Below are 20,604 nucleotides of genomic sequence, written 5' to 3'. Positions count from 1 at the left end.
AAGGTTTGCAGAGGGCGATGAAAAAAAGATGTTTAGCGAGAGAGATATTTATCTGGGGTTGCAACGCAAGGAATTTTTGCCTTATTTACAACCGATATTTGATTTGATTGATGGCAGTTTTATCGGGGCCGAAGTACTGGCGCGCTGGATTCATCCCGAGCGCGGGATGCTCATGCCCTCGGCTTTTCTCGATACGGTGATTGAGAAGGGCATGATGGATGAGGTGTTTTTCGAGCTGTTGGAGCAGGGCTTGGATGTGCACCGCTACAGTACCTATGGCGCGCTCCCGATGAAACTGGCCTTTAATGTCCATCCGGTGCAGCTTGCCAACAAGGGTTTTGCCATTCGGGTCAATTCTGTTTTACGCAGCCACGCCGTTTCTGCGTCGAATGTGTCTTTTGAACTGACCGAGTCTGGATCGCTGGATGATGACTCCAGTACTTTTGAGAACCTGTACAATCTCAGGGTCATGGGTTGTGGACTGGTAATCGATGACTTTGGTGTGGGTTACTCATCATTACAGCGGTTGTTCGAGTTGCCGTTCACTGAACTGAAGATCGATGCGTCATTCGTAGCCAGTATTCTCACTTCTCCGCGATGCTCCGATATTGTCGAGTCGATTCTAGCGTTGGCTAACACTCTGGAAATGACCGTGATCGCGGAAGGTATCGAGACAGAATGCCAATTGAGCAAGCTCAGGGAGCTGGGTTGTGCTTTTGGGCAAGGTTATCTGTACTCCAAGCCGTTGAGCCCTGATGAAATGTTGTGTTGGCTGGAAGAAGGGGAAGGGCGTGCCTGGCTACCGTTGTAAGGTTGCTGTTATGGAAAAGGCAGGGGTTATGATAACAACCCGACTTTCCTTTCCCATGAATAGAGCATGCGCTGCTCCTGAGATTGATATCCGTCCTATGGTTGTTCCTGGCGTTGGGCAAGTCAGGATTGTCGAATCGATTCGAATTTTTCTGATGCCCTGATCATTGTGTAATGCCTCGCACTCGGTACCTGTGCTGCAGCCATTTTGATGTGGTTAAGCGCGTTGTTTTAGGTATCTTGCCATGTGCTGGGAATTTTCCGCCTGATATATCTTGTTGTAGAACTGGTGTGTCAAGATTCTCGTGTGACGCGACTGTTATCGTCCTCAATGATTCATGCAAGCCTTTACCGGGCCTGCAATAATCATAATTCTCCCATTCTCCCATTCTCCCATTCTCCCATTCTCCCATTCTCCCATTCTCCCATTGCGAGTGTTTGATCAGGTTCATTTCTTGATCATTCACAGGGGGGGGCATGGTGTCTTTTTTGTAAATTCCTATGAACATCATCCTTCTGCCGAATGGTCAGCTGGGAGTTATCTATGGATTGTCCGATATTTCTGGTTTGCCTATGCGAAATGGATTGGTGTGGTGATTGATTGCAGTCAGAAATTCAAGATCCAATGAATAATATCCATGGATTTGATAGGGCTGGCTAAAGCAATTTTTATAAAATTTTCGCAGTTATTCTAAAGCACTCTTTTGCGAGATCTATAATATTGTCGTCACAGCTTGGTATTGAGCAACGACTCTTCTATTAATATGAGGCTCCTTGTGCTGTTTGCTTTTTTTGCGTTCAGCAATGCGTGGGGTTATGTGCAAGTTAGGCTGGAAAAATTCCAGATTGCTCGTTGGTTATAGAGAGTCGAGCGCCATCTGTAAGAGCATGTTGTATCCCAATTAAATAAATATTGGGGGTGTGCGCTTTCGGTAGCTTCGGTATCTGGTGCGATATTGCATTCGTTGCTGTAGCTACTGGTTTAGTTGAAAAATAATCTATTGAAAGGAATGTGCTATGAAAATCAAAGGTTCGGCAATTCTCATGCTGTCGGCTCTGTCCCTGGGTTCTACGCTGGCTCACGCTACCACCACTACTAGCGGTGGTACTGTACACTTCAAAGGCGAAGTCGTTAATGGCGCTTGTGCGGTCGATGCGGGGTCTATTGATCAAACTGTTCAATTGGGCCAGGTACGTTCCGCGTCACTGGCCGCTACAGGGCAAACCAGCAGCGCGGTGGGGTTCAATATCCAGCTGAACGACTGTGATATTACGACCCTCAAAACGGCAGCCATCGGTTTTTCTGGCGCTGCTGTTAATAGCACTAACCCGAATATTCTGGGGCTTCAAGGTTCTGCGGCCGGTGGTGCAACCAATGTTGGGGTACAAATTCTCGACAACACTGGCAGCCCGATGACTCTGGATGGCAGTGCCGCCGGTGCTAAATACACCCTTAGCGAAGGCACCAACATTCTTCCCTTCCAGGCACGCTACTTCGCAACAGGCGTCGCCACCGCTGGTACTGCTAATGCGGATGCCACCTTTAAAGTTCAATACGATTAATTAGTTCGTCAGGCAGGGAGGAGCGGCCAGGGGGTGATAACGATGCTGAGAGTGTATCGAGCCTGGCGGTTTCCCTGCTGACGTCTCTTGCACCGATAAGTAATCATTAGGCGGGCATTATTATTGAGTTTTTTCATGTTCAGTTGAGAACCCGAAAGATAATGGTTGATATGGCCAGATAAGTTGCCGGTTTCACTCGGCAGAGGATACTAAGTTTGCCCTCCTGATATTTATTTACTGCAGCGGCCCACGGTCCACAGTGGTACTGATGGCCTACCCATCCTTCAACGATACGATGGAAGAGGCTGGCCGAAAGCAGGAGTCAGTGGCAACAACAAAAGGTGAAAATGTGAGCAAAACAACGGCGATAACTCGCTGCTTATTAGTGATGTTACTAGTGACTTCCGTAACCGGATATACAACCGGTGCCGCAGCAGGCGTGGCGCTGGGGGCTACTCGGGTAATCTATCCCGCGGGACAGAAGCAAGTACAATTACCTGTCACCAATAATGACGAAAAAAGTACTTATCTTATTCAGTCCTGGGTGGAAAATGCCGGCGGCCAGAAAGATGGACGTTTTGTGATTACTCCTCCACTGTTTGCCATCCAGGGAAAAAAAGAGAACACGCTGCGTATTATCGATGCAACCAATAATCAGTTGCCTCAGGACCGCGAAAGCCTGTTCTGGCTCAATGTCAAGGCTATTCCTTCCATGGACAAGTCAAAGTTGAGTGAGAATACACTACAGCTGGCGATTACCAGCCGTATCAAACTTTATTACCGCCCAGCGAAACTGGATTTGCCTGCGGACCAGGCGGCGAGTCAACTGCGTTTTCGCCGTAGCACGAGCAGCTTGCTATTGATCAATCCAACACCCTACTTCCTGACGGTCACGGAGCTCAGGACGGGTACCCAGGAATTGGAAAATGCGCTTGTTCCCCCAATGGGGGAAACGTCGGTCAAGTTGCCATCAGGCTCTAGCGGCGAGATCAGCTATCGCACCATTAATGACTATGGGTCATTGACCCCGCGGGCGAATGGCGTGACGCAGTAGTCCGAGCGGGACCGATACCGCACCTAACCGAGTGAAAAGAGGAACCAAATTCCGGACGATAGAGTCGGCCGGGAAGAGGCATTTCATATATGAAAAAAAGTTACTGGCTGTTTGGGCTTCGGGAGGAATGCCTATGCAAACGTTATCTGTCTAGTGTTGGTGTTGCGCCGATATCGCTTGCCTGTTTTATCACGTTGCCGATTGTTCCGGTACAGGCAGAACTCTATTTCAATCCTCGTTTCTTGTCAGACAACCCCGATGCGGTGGCGGATCTGAGTGCATTCGAAAGTGGTCAGGAAGTTCCGCCGGGCAAATACCGAGTTGATATCTATCTGAATAGCGGGTTTATGGTCACTCGCGATGTGGTCTTTAACGCAGGCGAGAAAGGCCATGTTTTAGTACCTTGTTTGACCCGTGGGCAATTATCCGGCATGGGCGTGAACACCGGGGCGGTGCCCGGAATGGACGAGATCGCACTCGATGCCTGTGTGCCATTGGCCGACTTGATCAAAGATGCTACGACTGACTTTAACGTTGGCCAGCAGCGATTGAACCTGACCATCCCGCAGGCGCTTATGGGGAATCAGGTGCGCGGTTATATTCCGCCAGAGTTGTGGGATCATGGGATCAACGCGGGGCTGATCAACTACAACTTCACCGGTAATAATGTCCATCTTGATAATGGCGGAACTACCAACTATGCCTACCTGAGCCTGCAGAGCGGGATCAATCTGGGGGCGTGGCGGTTACGCAATAACACCAACTGGAGTTATAACGATGGCGGCGGATCGGCAACCTATGAAAACAAATGGCAGCATGTTAATAGCTGGCTTGAGCGTGACATTACGCCGCTGCGCTCGCGACTGACGCTCGGAGACCGTTATACCAGCGGTGATGTTTTTGAAGGTATCAACTTCCGTGGCGTGCAGTTGGCGTCCGAGGAAAACATGCTGCCAGACAGCCAGAAAGGTTTCGCGCCGGTGGTTCGCGGCATCGCGCACGGCACGGCACAAGTGTCTGTCAAGCAGAACGGTTACGAGATCTACCAAAGTACCGTTCCACCCGGACCGTTCACCATTACTGACCTCTATGCGGCAGGCAGCAGTGGCGACCTGGAGGTCAGCATCAAGGAGGCCAATGGCAGTGCACAGGTCTTTACCGTGCCCTATTCCTCCGTCCCGCTGCTGCAGCGTGAGGGTCATACACGCTACTCCCTGACCGCGGGTGAATACCGCAGTGGAGTGGATGAACAGGAAAAACCCAAGTTCCTGCAAAGCACCGTATTACAGGGCCTGTCGGACGGCTGGACAGTGTACGGCGGTACACAACTGGCGGACCGTTACCACGCGCTTAACCTGGGCGTAGGCAAGAACATGGGCAGGCTGGGCGCCATTTCGCTGGACATGACCCAAGCCAATGCAACGCTGCCCGATGACAGTAAGCACCAGGGGCAGTCGGTGCGCTTTCTGTATAACAAGTCGCTCGATACGGGCACTAACATACGATTGGTGGGCTATCGCTATTCCACCAAGGGTTACTACAACCTGGCCGATACCACTTACAAACGGATGAGCGGTTATAACCTGGAGACCGAGCCGGGGGTAATCCAGACGAGACCGAAACTTACTGACTATTACAACCTCGCTTACAACAAGCGTGGCAGGGTCCAAGCCAGTGTCACCCAGCAAATAGGGAGCAAGTCCACGTTTTATCTGAGTGGCAGTCACCAGACCTATTGGGGCAGTAACAAGGCCGATCAGCAGTTGCAGGCCGGATTGAACACTACGGTTGGCGATATCAGCTGGACGGTGAACTACAGCCTGACCCAAAGCGCCTGGCAAAGCGGGCGTGACCAGATGCTGGCGATAAACGTGAACATTCCGTTCAGCCACTGGACCCGATCTGATAGCAAGTCCGCCTGGCGCCATGCGAATGCCAGCTACAGCATGTCGCATGATCTTAAAGGGCGGATGACCAATCTGGCCGGGGTGTCCGGCACGCTACTCGAGGATAACAACCTCAGCTACAGCGTGCAGAGTGGCTATGCCGACGGCGGGAACGGCGGCAGTGGCGATAACGGTTATGCGGCGATGAATTACCGTGGGGGGTACGGCAACGCGAATGTCGGCTACAGCCACAGCGACGGCTATGACCAGTTGTACTACGGCTTGAGTGGCGGAGTATTGGCCCATGCTGATGGCGTCACTTTCAGCCAGCCGTTGAACGATACGACTGTCTTGATCAAGGCCCCTGGTGCGAAAAGCGTGAAAGTGGAAAACCAGACCGGTGTCCGCACCGACTGGCGCGGTTATGCGGTCCAGCCTTACGCCACGGAATATCGGGAAAACCGAATAGCCCTGAACACCAATACGTTGGCCGACAACGTGGATCTGGATGACGCCGTAGTAAGCGTCGTGCCTTCCCATGGCGCCATTGTACGGGCCGAGTTCAAGGCGCGGGTGGGGATGAAAGTGCTCATGACGTTGACCCGAAACGGCGAGCCTGTGCCCTTCGGCGCCACGGTAGTTGCCGACAACAACCAGAGCAGCATCGTGGCCGATAGCGGGCAGGTCTATCTGAGTGGCATGCCGCTGGCGGGACAGGTCCGAGTGAAATGGGGAGACACCGCGGGCACCACCTGCGTCGCCGATTATCGTTTGCCAGAGGAAAGCCAGAAGCAGGCATTGAGCGAATTGACGGCAGCCTGCCTCTGAGGAACCAACCATGAAGAAAAAACACTCTGTTCTTTCGGGACTCGCATTGTTGCTTGTCGCAGGCCACAACCTGGCGGCGGACAGCACCCTGACGGTCACCGGTCGGGTCCGGGATAACGCTTGCGCGGTAGCGACGGCATCGAAAGATTTCAGCGTCGATTTGCTGGAGAACACGACGAAGCAATTCCATAGCGTTGGAGCCACTTCTCCCATGGTGGCTTTTCGTATCGTGCTTTCACCCTGTGGCGCCGCGACCACGGCGGTAAAGGTCGGGTTTGCCGGGGCGGCGGATAGCGACAATACCAACCTCCTGAAGTTGGATGGCGGCAGCTCGCACGCATCGGGAATGGGCATCCAGATACTGGACAGTACTCAAGCGGCGCTACCGCTCAATGCCGCGTCGTCAACGCTGCCCTGGACGACGCTGAAACCCGGCCAGGCCAATACATTGGGCTTCCATGCCCGGCTGATGGCCACCCGGGTGCCAGTCACCGCCGGCCACGTCAACGCAACAGCGACATTCACGCTCGAGTTCCAGTAACCGGAGGCTGATATGAAACGGACCCATGCAAAGTGGTGGGTGGCCGGGATCCTGGCCATGGCTTCCACCGTATTACAGGCGGCCGATGTCACTATTACCGTCAACGGCAGGGTGGTGGCGAAGCCATGCACGGTTTCTACCACCAACGCGACCGTCGACTTCGGCGATCTTTACACCTTCAGCCTGTCTCAACCGGGCTCCGCCTCGGCCTGGCACAGCGTGTCGTTCGATTTGACCAACTGCCCGGTCGGGACCAGCAAGGTCACGGCCACCTTCAGCGGCACGACGGACAGTACCGGCTATTACAGGAACCTGGGGACGGCGGGAAACATCCAGCTGGAGTTGCAGGACGATGGCGGTACGACGCTGAACAACGGTACGAGCAAAACGGTACGGGTGAACGAGTCGACGCAGTCCGCTCGCGTTCCGCTGCAGATCAGGGCATTAACAGTGAACGGTCGTACTACCCAGGGAAGTATTCAGGCTGTGATTAACATTATTTATACCTGGGCATGAACCAAATAATGAGGTTGCACATGAACTGTGCTCGAAGAGTTTTAGCTGATTTTAATTTTTACATTATGATGTTGGTGATTGCATGTTGGTCATCCAGCGGATGGGCATTCACTTGCCAAGCTCTGGGGAAAGCTATCAGCGGTTCTGGAACTCTTAGCGTTTATGTGAACTTGCAGCCAGCGATAAGCCCAGGCCAAAATCTTGTTGTTGACTTATCTCAATCTATTCAGTGTAAAAATGATATGCCTTCTGTTTATAAAGATCCTATCAGGGTAGGAAGTGGATCGGCGTATGAGGGGGTTCTCGCTTCGTTTAGCGGGACTTTATCTTATCATGGGGCAAATCAGCCATTTCCTCTAAGGTCGCCAACTTCATGGGTTAATACGCCTTGGGGTACATTTCAGGGGTGGAGAACTGTTTTATATCTGACGCCTGTAAGCTCAGCCAGTGGGGTGGTTATCCAGGCTGGGCAGTTATTTGCTTCGCTATCCCTTCAAAAACAAGGGCCTGGGGGTAGTATTTCACAAACAATTATCTGGAACCTGTATGCAAATAATAGTGTTGTGGTTCCTACTGGCGGCTGTGATGTCTCTGCTCGAAATGTAACGGTGACACTACCGGATTATCCAGGGTTGGCTGCCATTCCAGTGGCTGTACACTGCGCAAAAAGCCAAAAGCTGGCTTACTATTTGTCCGGTACGACGACTGATACTGCCAATACGATATTTACCAATTCTGCTTCTGCTTCAGCAGCTCAAGGTGTGGGTGTGCAGATTTCCCGTAATGGCAGTGTGCTTGCGGTAAACAATACGGTATCCCTCGGCTCTGTCGATACCTCGCCAGTCAATCTTGGGCTGAGTGCTAGTTACGCCCGCACCAGTGGGCAGGTTGCCGCCGGTAATGTGCAATCTATTATTGGTGTGACTTTTTTATATGAGTAGCTGGCTCGCTTGTTGCTCGGGATGCGAATGCTTGTTTGTCAGTAGGTTTGTGCCTAATTGATTTTATTCAAGTGCTCTTCAGGAACAAGGGTTATTCAGGCGGTAAGTTTGGTTTTGCAGGAAATTACAAAAATTGCTTGGTGGCTTCAGATGCATTGAGTGTGAATTGAAAATATAGAGAGTCTGTATGATAGAACATATAAAACTCGGCAATGGTCCCAGGCGAGTCATCCTATTACACGGTTGGTTTGGCGATCATCAAATCTATAAGTCGATTTTCCCTTACCTGGACATAGAGCGTTATACCTACGTCTTTCCCGATGTACGTGGCTATGGGTTGTCCTGGCACATCAAGGGACAATTCACCTGCGAGGAAATACTCGCGGATGTCATGGCGCTGGCCGATAACCTGGGCTGGAAACGTTTTCATTTCGCCGGCCATTCGATGGCTGGCAAAGTGGTGCAACTGGCGTTGGCTCGTTATCCCGCACGTATTATCAGCGGCGTAGCGATTACGCCGGTACCGGCCTGCGGTGTGCCTTTCAATGCCGAACAGTGGAGCCTGTTTTCCGCAGCGGTGGACGATGACGAGTTGCGCTACAAGATTATCGATGTAACGTCCGCCAGTCGCTTGCCTCAGCGATGGATTCAAGCATTGGTCAAGCACTCGCGACTGACTAGCACGCGACCGGCCTTCGAGGGCTATCTGCATGCCTGGGCGCGCGAGGACTTGAGCGCGGGGCTTGCCGGAATGACGCCGTTGTTGGTGCTGGTGGGCGACGCCGACCCGGCGCAAACCCAGGCGATCATGCAAGAAACCTGCATGGCATGGTTTGCCAATGCGTCGTTGCAGGTTATTCCCGGCAGCGGGCACTACCCGATGGAGGAGGTGCCGCTGCACTTCGTCAAGCTGCTGGAGGATTTCCTTGCTCGGCATTCCGCCCAATCCTGAGCCCGTACCGCTCGGGCTGGCGGGGTGACGGTCCGGTGCTGGGGGCCTGGAGGTGGGCACGGGCGATAAGGATCTCTCCTCGAATCCATTGCCCTCTCTTAATAAGAAGCATTACTATTCACGCCTCCCCACCCTCAGCACGCCGCAATGACCCCCAAGCCTTCTGGCCGACCAGGCTTTTTCGAGCACTACGAAGAGTTGATCGGGACCTGGACGCGTCGGCTGAAGAACCGTTCGCAGGCCGAGGACCTGGCCCACGACACCTTTGTCCGGATGCTGGAGTCGGACGCGGCGGCGGTCGAGCAGCCGCGGGCGTATTTGCATCAGACGGCGCGCAATATCGCGGTGGATGCCTATCGGCGCGAGGACCGGCGCGGTGCCCTGGAGCTTGAGGCGGTGTATCAAGGCACGTCGCCCGGCGACGACCCGGAGCATTTCATGCATGCGATCCAGCTGGCCGACTCCATCGAACGGGCCCTAGGCGAATTGCCGTTGAACTGCCGCAAGGTGTTCGTCTGGCAGAAGATCGAAGGGCTGACCCAGGCCGAGATTGCCCAGCGCCTGGGGTTGTCAAAAAACATGGTGGAAAAGTATATGATCCGCACCCTGCGGCATCTGCGCGAGCGTGTGGACGGGCCGTATTGATGATCGCCCTGACTTTTTCACTTCCAGCCCAACAGGATGTTCCATGACGCAGATTCGTGAGTGCGCGTGCGGGCAGGCGACGGTTCGCGACGAGGCGGCGCTGTGGTTTGTGCGCCTGCAAGAACCGGCGATCGATGCCGAGCAGCGGCAGCGTTTCGACGCCTGGCTGGCGCAGCACGACGCGCATCGGGACGAATTCCAACTGCTGCAATCGCTGTGGGCGGCCACCGACCTGGTGCCCAGGGAACGTTTGCAGGCCCTTTGTGCTACCGCGGACGCAACTCCCGTCGTTTCCCTCAAGCGCCGTCCGTTGCTGCGTTACGCGGTGGCCGCCAGTGTGTTGGCGGTGGCGCTGGGCCTGGGGCTGTTCAGCGGCCTGGGCCGCTCCGGCGTCTACAGCGCCGAGTTCGCCACGGCCCTGGGCGAGCGCCGGCATGTGGCCTTGCCCGACGGCTCCCAGGTCGACCTCAACAGCCGCAGCCGCTTGCTGGTGCGCTTTGAAAAGGGCCAGCGCAGCGTCGAACTGAGCGAGGGCGAGGCGATGTTCAGCGTCGAGCACGACAGCAGTCGGCCCTTCGTGGTGGCGGCAGGCCCGGGCAAGGTCACGGTCACCGGCACGCGTTTCGACGTGCGCCGCGATGCCACGCAGACCCGGGTGGCGGTGGAGCAGGGCACGGTGAAGGTCCAGGGCCGCGAAGCCGCCGACGGCGAGTTCGTCAGCCTGACCGCGGGCCTGGGCACCTCGGTCGATGCCCAGGGGCGGGTGGCCGCGGCTTATGCGGTCGATGCGCAAGCGTTGACGGCATGGCGCAGCGGCAAGCTGGTGTTCAACAACGCCAGCCTCAGCGAGGTGGCCGCCGAAGTCTCGCGTTATCGCCAGCAGCCGCTGCGGGTCGGCAGCGAGGCGGTGGGCCGCTTGCGCCTGACCAGCGTGTTCAAGGCCGACGACACCGACGCGCTGCTCAAGGCCTTGCCGAGCATCCTGCCGGTGGCGGTGCAGACCCATGCCGACGGCAGCCAGGAAATAATTGCGCGATAGATTCAGGTTTTTTTCGAGTTCTTCGTCTTCTGTCCAACTGCAACTGGTTTGCATTAACAGCCGCATCTTCTTGCGATCAACAGGACTGCTCGAACTTGAAACGCCTCGACCTGAATAACAACAATCCGTCTCTGTCTTCCACTCGCTGGTTGCCGCTGGCCCTGGCCCTGGCGGTCAGCGCCGCGCTGCCCCAGGCCTATGCCGAGCAGGCGCCGAGCGCCATTCATATCCAGGCCCAGCCCCTGGGCGAGGCGCTGAGCCAGCTGGGGCTGCAAACCTCGCTGCAGGTGTTTTTCAGCCCCGAGCTGGTGGCCGGCAAACAGGCCCCGGCGGTGGACGGCAACCTGTCGCCGGAGCAGGCGTTGCGCCAGTTGCTGCAAGGCAGTGGCCTGCAATATCAGATCGACGCCGGCTCGGTGACCCTGAGCCCGGCGCCGTCGGCCGCGGCGGGCGCCCTGGAGCTGGGCGCCACCAGCATCAGCGTGGTCGGCGACTGGCTGGGCGATGCCAACGAGGCGGTGGTGCAGAACCACCCCGGCGCGCGCACGGTGATCCGCCGCGAAGCCATGGTCGAGCAGGGCGCGATGAACGTCGGCGACGTGCTGCGCCGGGTGCCCGGGGTGCAGGTGCAGGAAGCCAACGGCACCGGCGGCAGCGACATTTCCCTCAACGTCGGCGTGCGCGGCCTGACCTCGCGCCTGTCGCCGCGCTCCACCGTGCTGATCGACGGCGTGCCGGCGGCGTTCGCGCCTTACGGCCAGCCGCAACTGTCGATGGCGCCGATTTCCTCGGGCAACCTCGACAGCATCGACGTGGTGCGCGGCGCCGGTTCCGTGCGTTATGGGCCGCAGAACGTCGGCGGGGTGATCAACTTCGTGACCCGGGCGATTCCGGAGAAGGCCACCGGGGAAATTGGCACCACCCTGGAAACCTCCCAGCGCGGCGGCTGGAAGCATATCGACACGGCATTCCTCGGCGGTACCGCGGACAACGGCATCGGCGCGGCGCTGCTGTACTCGGGGGTCAACGGCAACGGTTATCGCGGCAGCAACAACGGCAACGACATCGACGACGTGATCCTCAAGACCCATTGGGCGCCCACCGACCAGGACGATTTCAGCCTCAACTTCCACTACTACGACGCCAAGGCCGACATGCCCGGCGGCCTGACCCAGAAGCAGTACGACGCCGACCCGTACCAGTCGGACCGCGACTGGGACAACTTCAGCGGCCGGCGCAAGGATGTGTCGTTCAAGTACCTGCGCCAGATCGACGACCGCACCCAGTTCGAGGTGCTGACCTACTACTCCGACAGCTTCCGCGGCAGCAACATCGCTGCTCGCGACCAGAAGACCCTGGGCTCGTTCCCGCGCACCTACTACACCTTCGGCATCGAGCCGCGGGTGTCCCATGTGTTCGACCTCGGGCCGACCACCCAGGAAGCCAGCGTCGGCATGCGCTACCTGAAGGAAGGCATGCACGAGCAAGCCAGCCGCCTGGCCCTGGTCAACAACCAGCCGGTGGTACGCCCGGGTTCCGACGGCCACGTGTACCAGGACCGCACCGGCGGCACCGAGGCCACGGCTTTCTATATCGACGACAAGATCGACGTCGGCAACTGGACCGTCACCCCGGGCATCCGTTTCGAGAATATCCGCACCGAATGGCACGACCGCCCGGTACTCGGCACCAACGGCGTGCCCGTCGAGGAGAAGCGCCGCGAGATCAACAGCAACGAGCCGCTGCCGGCGCTGAGTGTGATGTACCACCTCTCCGATGCGTGGAAGCTGTTCGCCAACTACGAGACGTCGTTCGGCAGCCTGCAGTACTTCCAGCTGGGCCAGGGCGGGGTGGGCGACCAGACCGCCAACGGCCTGAACCCGGAGAAGGCCAAGACCTACGAGATCGGTACGCGCTACAACGATGAAGTGTGGGGCGGCGAGTTGACGGCGTTCTACATCGACTTCACGGACGAGTTGCAATACATCAGCAACGATGTCGGCTGGACCAACCTCGGGGCGACCAAGCACCAGGGGATCGAGGCGTCGGTGCACTATGACCTGGCCGCGCTGGACCCGCGCCTCGACGGCCTGACCGCCAACGCCGGCTTCACCTACACCCGGGCGACCTACGAAGGCGGCAGCTCGGCGTTCAAGGACCGCGACCTGCCGTTCTACTCGCGCCAGGTGGCGACCCTGGGCCTGCGCTACGACATCAACCGCTGGACCTACAACGTCGACGCCTTCGCCCAGTCCAAGCAGCGTTCGCCGGGCAGCATGGTCAACGCCGATGGCAGCTTCAACAACAACTACATCACCGAAGGCACTGCCGACGGCCAGTACGGCGACATACCGGGTTACGTCACCTGGAACCTGCGCGGCGGCTATGACTTCGGCTCGCAGCTGTCGAACCTCAAGCTCGGCGCCGGGGTGAAAAACGTCTTCGACAAGCAGTACTTCACCCGCTCCAGCGACAACAACGCCGGCATGTACGTCGGCGCGCCACGGACCTTCTTCGTCCAGGCCAGCGTCGGCTTCTGACCGACCGCATCGCCCCCATCGCGGGCAAGCCTCGCTCCTACGGAGATGTGGTTTGTCCGCGATTTTTTATGCCTGTCACCTAACCCTGTAGCCGCTGCCGCAGGCTGCGATCGAGCGACACGCTCGTGGGGACCTCAAGGACGCTGGAGACCCTTCGGGTCTAGCGCAGGCTGCGCCAGCGGCTACAGGGAATGGCGACACCCTCGATATTCCGTCATGGCCGATGCGTGTGGCCGCTGCCGCAGGCTGCGCCAAGGCCCGCAGGGCCTTTCAGCGATGGTGAAGCCACGGCCGGGTGTGTCGGTTGGACGGGCTTTCGCGAGCAAGCTCGCTCCTACAGGTCAGTGGCGTGTCTTTGTAGGAGCGAGCTTGCTCGCGATGGGGTTCAGACCTTCAACACCTTGCCGCTGGCCGCCACGCCGATCAGCATTGCCGCGATCAGGCCGAAGGCCAGGCTCAGGCTGCTGGCGTGGGCGATAAAGCCGATCACCGCCGGGCCGGCGAGGATGCCGGCGTAGCCCAGGGTGGTGATGGCCGGCACGGCGATGGCCTCGGGCATCAGGGTCTGCTTGCCCACCGCGGTGTACAGCACCGGCACGATGTTCGAGCAACCGGCGCCCACCAGCGCGTAGCCCACCAGCGCCGCCTCCCAGGCCGGCGCCAGGGTCGCCAGCAGCATGCCCGCCGCGGCCAGCGAGCCGCCGATCACGATCACCCGCTTGGCCCCCAGCTTATGCACGATGGCATCGCCGGTCAGGCGGCCGACGGTCATGGTCAGGGCGAAGGCGGCATACCCCAGGCCGGCATAAGCAGCGTCGACCTTGCGTTCGGCGCTGAGGAACACCGCGCTCCAGTCCAGCACCGCGCCTTCGGCGAGGAACACCACGAAACACAGGCAGCCGATAAACAGCACCACGCCATGGGGCACGGCGAAGGCCGGGCCGGAACTGCGGCTGCCGTAGGGCAGCATGTGCGGCGCGGCCTTGAGCAAGGCGACGACCAGCAAGGCCACCACCATCAGGGTCGCGCCCAGCGGCGACAGGCCGAGGCCGAGCAGGGCGCTGACTCCAGCCGCGCCGACGATGCCGCCGAGGCTGAACATGCCATGGAAGCCCGACATCATCGGCCGGCCGCTGGCCCGTTCGACGATCACCGCCTGCAGGTTCACCGTGGAGTCCACCGTGCCCAGCCCGGCGCCGAACAGAAACAGCCCGACCACCAGCAGCGGCAGGGTGCTGACCGTCGCCAGCAGCGGCAAGGCCAGGCAGATCATGAGGCTGCCGGCGGCCATCACCCGGCGGCAGCCGAAGCGCCCGGCGAACACCCCGGCGATCGGCATCGCCAGGATCGAGCCCACCCCAAGGCACAGCAGCAACAGGCCCAGGGTGCCCTCGTCGAGCCCGGCCCGGGCCTTGGCGTAGGGCACCAGCGGCGCCCAGGCGGCGATGCCGAAACCGGCGATGAAAAAGGCGATGCGCGTGGCCATCTGTTCGAGGCGGCCGGGGCGGATCTGTTGGGGCGTGGCGTGGGTGTCGAGGGCTGTCATAAAAATCCTTGGCGGTCATCCCGGAGCGTTTGGCGCCTGTCGCCATTGCTGCTGCCGCTGGAGGACCGAATGTGCCGTTTCACCGACCAATTGTTGATACACCGTCGGCGACGTGGCGCCTTCGGTGTTGATAAGCAGGACGCGCGAATGGGCGTCGAGGTGCACGGCTTTGCGCCGCGCGACATCCTGGCACATCAGGCTCAGCCCCGCGAGGCCCGCGGCGCCGGATTCGCCGGCCACCAGGGGAATGTCCCCGGCGCTGCCGGCGGCCAGTCGGCGCATGGCGTCGACGGCGAGCGCGTCGGGGATTGTGACAAAACAATCGATCGAAGGTTGCAGGAATCGCCAGGCCAGGGGCGAGGCGGCGCCGCACGCCAGGCCGGCCATCAGCGAATCCACGCTGCCGCTGGCCCGCGCCGCGTGGCCGGCCCTGGCGCTCTGGTACAGGCAGTCGGCCTGTTCGGGCTCGACCACCAGCAACCGCGGCCGCGCGGCGCCGTGGAATTGCCACAGGTAACTGGCCACGCCCGCCGCGAGGCCGCCGACGCCGCCTTGCAGCAGCACATGGCTGAACGCCGGCTGCGCCGGCTGGCTGGCGCTCTGTTCGAGGACCTCGGCCGCCAGCGTGCCGTAGCCTTGCATCACGTCGCAGGGGATCTGCTCGTAGCCGGCGTAGGAGGTGTCGGCAATCGCCTGCCAGCCATAGGCCGTCGCCAGCCGCGCGGCTTCGGCGACCGACTGGTCGTAGTTGCCGCGGATCCGCACGATATGCGCGTCATGGGCGGCAATCGCCAGTTCCCGCTCCAGGCTGACCTGGGCATGCAACACGATCACGCAGCGGCAGCCGATGCTCTGCGCGGCCGCCGCCAGCGCCCGGCCGTGATTGCCGTCGGTGGCGCTGATCACCGTGAAGTCCTTGAGCCGCGCGCGGTATTCGCCGCTGAACAGCCCGGGCGCGCTCAGGCCCTGGTCCGGCCAGCGTTCGAGGATCTGCCGGACCAGGGCGACCGGCGCGCCCAATGCCTTGAAGCTGCCCAGGATCGAGCGCTGGCTTTCGTCCTTGACCCAGAGCTGCGCCAGCCCCAGTTGCCGGGCCAGGTCCGGCAACGGATGGAGCGGAGTCGGCAGCGGGTTGAGCAGAGAGCAGTTGGCCAGCCAGTCGCGGCTCTGCGCGGCGCGTTCGATGCTCAGCCACTGCCGCAGGTTTTCGGGGTAGGGCGCGCGGACGGCATGAGGGTTGACGTATGGCATGGGGGCTCCTTGAGGTGGCAAGGGGAACGGTGCGCTTCAGGCCTGTTCCAGGCGTCGCTGGACTACGGCCAGCAGCACCTGGGCACCGTCGAGCAGTTGCTGGTCGTCGGTGTGCTCCCGCGGGTTGTGGCTGATGCCGCCGCGGCTGGGTACGAAGATCATCGCCGCCGGGGCGATGCGCGCGATCATCTGCGCGTCGTGGCCGGCTCCTGAGGTCATGGGCCGCTGGCTCAGGCCCAGTTCGCGGGTGCAGGTCGCGATCAGCCGCGTCAGCCCGGGGTCGAACACCACCGGTTGGAAACGCGCCAGGGTTTCATGGGTAACCGTCACCCCTTCGCCGGCCGCGGCATCCGCGAGAAACCGCGCCAGGCGTTGTTCGGCGGCCAGCAGGCGCTGCTCGTCGGGGTCTCGCAGGTCGACGCTGAACACCGCCCGGCGTGGGATGACGTTGATCACATTGGGTTCCAGTTGCAGGCAGCCGACGGTGGCCAGGGTGGTGCCGGCGGAGTCCTGGGCCAGCTCGCGCAGGAACACCGTGGTGGCCGCGGCCACCCAGCCGGCATCGTGGCGCAGGTGGGTAGGGGTGGTGCCGGCGTGATTGGCGCTGCCCTGCACAGTGATCTGCTGCCAGGAGATGCCCTGCAGGTTCTCCACCACGCCGATCTGGCAGTTTTCCGCCTCGAGGATCGGCCCCTGTTCGATATGCAGTTCCAGGTATTCGTGGGGCCGCAGCGCCCCGGGCTCCATGTCTCCGGCATAACCGATGCGCGCCAGTTCATCGCCCAGCCGGCTGCCGTCAGTGCCGACCAGGTCCAGCGCCTGATCGATGTCCAGGCCGCCGGCGTACACCAGCGAGCCGAGCATGTCGGGCTGGTAGCGCACGCCTTCTTCGTTGGTGAAGGCGGCGATGCAGATCGAGCGCCGTGGCGTCACCCCGGCTGCGCGATAGGCGCGCGCCACCGCCAGCCCGGCGAGCACGCCATAACAGCCGTCCAGCGCGCCGGCGTTGGTCACGGTGTCGATATGCGAGCCGATCATCAGCACCGGCTGTTGGCCCAGGTCGCCGTCGGCGCGCAGGGTGCCGAAGATATTGCCGATACGGTCGATGCGCACCTGCAAGTCCAGGGCGCGCATCCAGCCGACCAGCAGGTCGCGGCCGGCCTTGTCGGCATCGCTCAAGGCAATCCGGGTGCGTCCGCCTTGTTGCGGGTCGTGGCCGATGGCCGCCAGTTCTTGCAGTTGCTGGAGCAGGGTCGCGCCGTCGAGGCGCAGGGTAGGGGTGGTCGACAAAGAGGCGGCAGGCATCTCAGGCAGGTTCCAGGTGGCGGGTGGGAAAAGGGACCCGGAAATAATATTGCGTGGCTGGCGAATTTATTTCGCATAATCGCCCGTCTTTGCACAATTTCATTCCATTGTTTTCCGCCCACGGATTGCCCGCGCCATGACCACCAGCCTGGATACCTACGACCTGAAACTGCTCGCCGAGCTGCAACGCGATGCGCGTACCCCGCAAAGCGAACTGGGGTTGCGGGTGAACCTGTCCACCGCGGCGGTCAACCGACGCCTCAAGCGCCTGGCCGACGAAGGGGTGATCGAACGCTACAGCGCGATTGTCGCCCCGCAGGCGCTGGGCTATGAGCTGAGCATCATTGTCGAGGTGGAGGTGGAGAGCGAACGCATCGATCAGCTCGATGCCCTCAAGCGCAGCTTCCAGGCCTGCCCGCAAGTGCAGCAGTGCTACTACGTGGCGGGGGAGTGCGATTTCGTGCTGATCTTCGCCGTGCGCAACATGGCCCAGTACAACGAGCTGACCCGCGAATTGTTCTTCGAGAACAACAACGTCAAGCGCTTCAAGACCCTGGTGGCGATGAGCCGGGTCAAGGTCGGCCTGGACGTGCCGATCGCCCCTTGAAACACCTTGATTCCTTGTAGGAGCGAGCTTGCTCGCGATCAGCCGCCAGGCTGAAAGACATGGCGCTGTATGCGGAATTTTTATCGCGAGCAAGCTCGCTCCTACGGGAGGGCCAGGGGCTCTTGTCACGAAACAGAACGACGACGCGGCGCCCTTGGGCGCCGCGTCGTCGTGATCGGGATCGATCAACCCTGGCGGCGGGCATCCAGGCTGAAGCGACCGGCGCCGAAGGCCACCACTTGCAGCAGGCCGCCGGCCATGGCGATGTTCTTGAAGAAGTGGATGAACTGGTTCTGGTCGCCCAGGTTGTTGTGGAACGCCAGGGCGGTGGCCACGCTGAACACGGCCAGGCCCAGGGCTACCAGGCGGGTGCGGTAGCCGGCGATCAGCAGCAGGCCGCCGCCCAGTTCCACGGCGATGGCGATGCCCAGGGCCAGTTGCGGGAAGGGCAGGCCGACCGACTGGATGTAGCCGACCATGGCGGCCGGGGCGGCGACTTTCGAGAAGCCGGAAAGAATGAAGATCGCGCTGAGCAGGATGCGCCCGATCAAGCTGATGCTGGCATTCGTGTTCGAAGTTGCGGACAGTGCGTTGTTGGCGATAGCGGTCATGAGGTTGCTCTCTGAAGTTTCGGCCTCACCACCCTTGGTGCGCCGTGATGGAGGGAAGTTTGCCACTGGCGTTACGACCGCAATAGCCGAATAATTTCGAGTATCAGGTTCGATTTTCCAGAACATAACGCTCGCGAGAACGCCACCATGTCCAGCAACCCCGGCACGCCCACCCTCGATCAACTGCGGATTTTCCTGACCATCGTCGAGGTCGGCAGCTTTGCCGGCGCGGCGCGCAAGCTGCACCGCGCAACTTCGGTGATCAGCTACGCCATGGCCAACCTAGAGGCGCAGCTGGGGGTGAGCCTGTTCGACCGCAAGACCACCCGCAAGCCGCAGCTCACCGACGCCGGGCGCACGGTACTGGCCGAGGCGCGCAGCATCTACAACGGCATCGACGGCCTGCGGGCCAAGGTCAAGGGCCTGTTGCAGGGGCTGGAAGCGGAAGTCCACCTGGTGATCGACGTGATGTTCCCGGCGGCGCGCATCGTCGATGCGCTGAAAAACTTTCGCCGCGAGTTCCCCACGGTGCAGTTGCACTTGCACATGGAAGCCTTGGGTGCGGTGCCCGAGATGGTGCTGGAGGGGCGCGCGGCGATTGGGGTGGGCGGCATGGTGCATCGCAGCGTTGCCGGGATCGAGCGGGTGCAGGTCGGGTTCGTCACGCTGGTCCCGGTCGCCGCCCCGCAGCATCCCCTGGCGCAAGCGCCGGCCAACCGGCCGGGGGCCGCTCGCGAGCATGTGCAACTGGTGCTGTCGGACCGCTCCAGGTTGACGCGCAACCAGGATTTCGGCGTGGTCGGCACCCACAGCTGGCGCCTGGCGGACCTGGGTTCCAAGCACATGCTGCTCAAGGAGGGGATCGGCTGGGGCAACATGCCGATGCCGATGGTCGAGGAGGACCTGGTCGCCGGCCGCCTGGTACGGCTCGACCTGCCGGGGAACCAGGGCCTGCCGTATGGCTTCGACGCCATCTACCGCCTCGACACGCCGCCGGGGCCGGCGGCGTCCTGGCTGATCGACTGGTTGGCGGCCCAGATGAAGGCCGAGGCGGGGCCGGCGCAAGGTTGAACGGTTCGCCGCCGCGCGGCATCGCGAGCTCGCTCCTACAGGAAATGGGTTGTTGTAGGCGCGCGCTTGCTCGCGAGAAAGCCGGCCCATTCCGCGGGGATCACCCCGCCGAAAACCGCTCCCGGCTATTGCTCAAATGCGTCCACATCGCTGCCCGCGCCGCGTCCGGGTCCTGGCGGCGGATAGCCGCATAGATGGCTTCGTGTTCGTGGCTGGCCAGGGTCGCCAGTTGCGCCAGGTCGACGTCGCCGCGCTCGGCGGCGCGCACCCGGGTGCGGGGGATCAGGGCGTTGCCCAACGATTGCAGGATCTGCACGAAATACGGGTTGCCGGTGGCTTCGGCGATCAACAGGTGGAAGCGCTGGTCGGCGTCCACGCAGCTGTCGTTGTTGGCCAGCGACTGTTGGTAGGCGTCCAGCGCCTGGCGCATCTGCGCCAGTTGTTCGGCGCTGCGCCGGCGGGCGGCGAGCGCCACCGCCTGGGTTTCCAGGCCCAGGCGCAACTCAAGGATGTCGCGTACGCCGAGGGCGGTATCGACGTTCAGTCGCAGGCCGTGGGTGTCCTGGCGTTCGAGGACAAAACTGCCGACGCCGTGGTGGGTCTCCACCCAGCCGGCGGCTTGCAGCTTGGAGATGGCTTCGCGCACCACGGTGCGGCTGACCCCATGGGCGCGGACGATGGTGCTTTCCGACGGCAGCTTGTCGCCCGGCTTGAGCAGGCCCCGCAGGATCTGCTGGGTCAGGTCGCTGACCAGGTCATGGGCCAGGTTGGTGGAGGGGCGGCGACGGCCTGGGGCGATATCGGATTCGGTGCTCATGGAAAGGCCGGTGTGAGGAAAGCCGGCAGCTTATCACCGAAGGCCCGGGGCAGGCGGTCACTTGTCTGACATGTATGACAA

At 60.5% G+C, this 20,604-nt stretch carries 18 protein-coding genes; 13 read left to right on the top strand and 5 right to left on the bottom strand.

Annotation, left to right across the window (positions count from 1 at the left end; translation table 11 throughout):
• Positions 1-28 precede the first annotated feature (28 nt).
• The 11 genes from BTN82_RS19175 to BTN82_RS19125 all read left to right on the top strand — a co-directional run bounded on the left by BTN82_RS19175 (position 29) and on the right by BTN82_RS19125 (position 13,315).
• A complete protein-coding gene (locus BTN82_RS19175; protein ID WP_075120680.1) occupies positions 29-811 on the top strand; it encodes an EAL domain-containing protein in 783 nt (260 codons plus the stop codon).
• Between the two features lie 1,016 nt (positions 812-1,827).
• The gene (gene fimA, locus BTN82_RS19170) at positions 1,828-2,373 is read left to right on the top strand and encodes a type 1 fimbrial major subunit FimA (protein WP_075120679.1); all 546 of its coding nucleotides are present in this window, start codon (positions 1,828-1,830) and stop codon (positions 2,371-2,373) included.
• 268 nt (positions 2,374-2,641) lie between these two features.
• Positions 2,642-3,427 (top strand): fimbria/pilus periplasmic chaperone, encoded by a 786-nt coding sequence (locus tag BTN82_RS19165; RefSeq protein ID WP_315969270.1) that lies wholly within the window; start codon positions 2,642-2,644, stop codon positions 3,425-3,427.
• 89 nt (positions 3,428-3,516) lie between these two features.
• Positions 3,517-6,141 carry a fimbrial biogenesis usher protein gene (locus BTN82_RS19160; protein WP_081375497.1) on the top strand — a complete coding sequence of 875 codons (2,625 nt, stop codon included), beginning with the start codon at positions 3,517-3,519 and terminating at the stop codon, positions 6,139-6,141.
• Positions 6,142-6,151: 10 nt separating this feature from the next.
• Positions 6,152-6,682 (top strand): fimbrial protein, encoded by a 531-nt coding sequence (locus BTN82_RS19155; RefSeq protein ID WP_075120678.1) that lies wholly within the window; start codon positions 6,152-6,154, stop codon positions 6,680-6,682.
• Positions 6,683-6,694: 12 nt separating this feature from the next.
• A complete protein-coding gene (locus tag BTN82_RS19150; RefSeq protein WP_075120677.1) occupies positions 6,695-7,198 on the top strand; it encodes a fimbrial protein in 504 nt (167 codons plus the stop codon).
• 20 nt (positions 7,199-7,218) lie between these two features.
• Entirely contained in the window at positions 7,219-8,139 is a 921-nt protein-coding gene (locus BTN82_RS19145; protein WP_315969269.1) for a fimbrial protein, read from the top strand.
• Positions 8,140-8,326: 187 nt separating this feature from the next.
• Positions 8,327-9,091, top strand: a complete 765-nt coding sequence (locus BTN82_RS19140) for an alpha/beta fold hydrolase (protein WP_075120676.1) — start codon at positions 8,327-8,329, stop codon at positions 9,089-9,091.
• 147 nt (positions 9,092-9,238) lie between these two features.
• Positions 9,239-9,736 carry a sigma-70 family RNA polymerase sigma factor gene (locus tag BTN82_RS19135; protein ID WP_075120675.1) on the top strand — a complete coding sequence of 166 codons (498 nt, stop codon included), beginning with the start codon at positions 9,239-9,241 and terminating at the stop codon, positions 9,734-9,736.
• A gap of 43 nt (positions 9,737-9,779) precedes the next feature.
• The gene (locus tag BTN82_RS19130; RefSeq protein WP_075120674.1) at positions 9,780-10,775 is read left to right on the top strand and encodes a FecR family protein; all 996 of its coding nucleotides are present in this window, start codon (positions 9,780-9,782) and stop codon (positions 10,773-10,775) included.
• Between the two features lie 95 nt (positions 10,776-10,870).
• Complete coding sequence (locus BTN82_RS19125) at positions 10,871-13,315, top strand: TonB-dependent siderophore receptor (RefSeq protein ID WP_075120673.1); 2,445 nt, start codon at positions 10,871-10,873, stop codon at positions 13,313-13,315.
• Between the two features lie 385 nt (positions 13,316-13,700).
• Here the strand turns inward: BTN82_RS19125 and BTN82_RS19120 are convergent, their stop codons facing one another.
• From BTN82_RS19120 to BTN82_RS19110, 3 genes are read right to left on the bottom strand one after another with little or no spacing between them, the layout of a single operon-like run.
• Complete coding sequence (locus tag BTN82_RS19120; RefSeq protein WP_075120672.1) at positions 13,701-14,861, bottom strand: MFS transporter; 1,161 nt, start codon at positions 14,859-14,861, stop codon at positions 13,701-13,703.
• Positions 14,862-14,876: 15 nt separating this feature from the next.
• A complete protein-coding gene (locus tag BTN82_RS19115) occupies positions 14,877-16,112 on the bottom strand; it encodes a diaminopropionate ammonia-lyase (RefSeq protein ID WP_075120671.1) in 1,236 nt (411 codons plus the stop codon).
• Between the two features lie 36 nt (positions 16,113-16,148).
• The gene (locus tag BTN82_RS19110; protein WP_075120670.1) at positions 16,149-17,417 is read right to left on the bottom strand and encodes a Zn-dependent hydrolase; all 1,269 of its coding nucleotides are present in this window, start codon (positions 17,415-17,417) and stop codon (positions 16,149-16,151) included.
• A gap of 136 nt (positions 17,418-17,553) precedes the next feature.
• Here BTN82_RS19110 and BTN82_RS19105 point away from each other — a divergent pair, with 136 nt between their 5' ends.
• Positions 17,554-18,024 carry an Lrp/AsnC family transcriptional regulator gene (locus tag BTN82_RS19105; RefSeq protein WP_075120669.1) on the top strand — a complete coding sequence of 157 codons (471 nt, stop codon included), beginning with the start codon at positions 17,554-17,556 and terminating at the stop codon, positions 18,022-18,024.
• A gap of 185 nt (positions 18,025-18,209) precedes the next feature.
• Here BTN82_RS19105 and BTN82_RS19100 read toward each other — a convergent pair whose 3' ends face one another.
• A complete protein-coding gene (locus BTN82_RS19100) occupies positions 18,210-18,635 on the bottom strand; it encodes a DoxX family protein (RefSeq protein ID WP_075120668.1) in 426 nt (141 codons plus the stop codon).
• A 147-nt stretch (positions 18,636-18,782) separates the two neighbouring features.
• Between BTN82_RS19100 and BTN82_RS19095 the strand changes: the two genes are divergently transcribed.
• Complete coding sequence (locus tag BTN82_RS19095) at positions 18,783-19,706, top strand: LysR family transcriptional regulator (protein WP_075120667.1); 924 nt, start codon at positions 18,783-18,785, stop codon at positions 19,704-19,706.
• A 100-nt stretch (positions 19,707-19,806) separates the two neighbouring features.
• Here the strand turns inward: BTN82_RS19095 and BTN82_RS19090 are convergent, their stop codons facing one another.
• Positions 19,807-20,523, bottom strand: a complete 717-nt coding sequence (locus BTN82_RS19090) for a FadR/GntR family transcriptional regulator (protein WP_075120666.1) — start codon at positions 20,521-20,523, stop codon at positions 19,807-19,809.
• Between the last annotated feature and the right edge of the window lie 81 nt (positions 20,524-20,604).

Source organism: Pseudomonas chlororaphis, from assembly GCF_001921865.1.
GTDB classification, from domain to species: Bacteria; Pseudomonadota; Gammaproteobacteria; order Pseudomonadales; family Pseudomonadaceae; genus Aquipseudomonas; species Aquipseudomonas chlororaphis_D.
The sequence above is the reverse complement of the archived record's forward strand: the minus strand, read 5'-3'. Positions and strand labels throughout refer to the sequence as shown.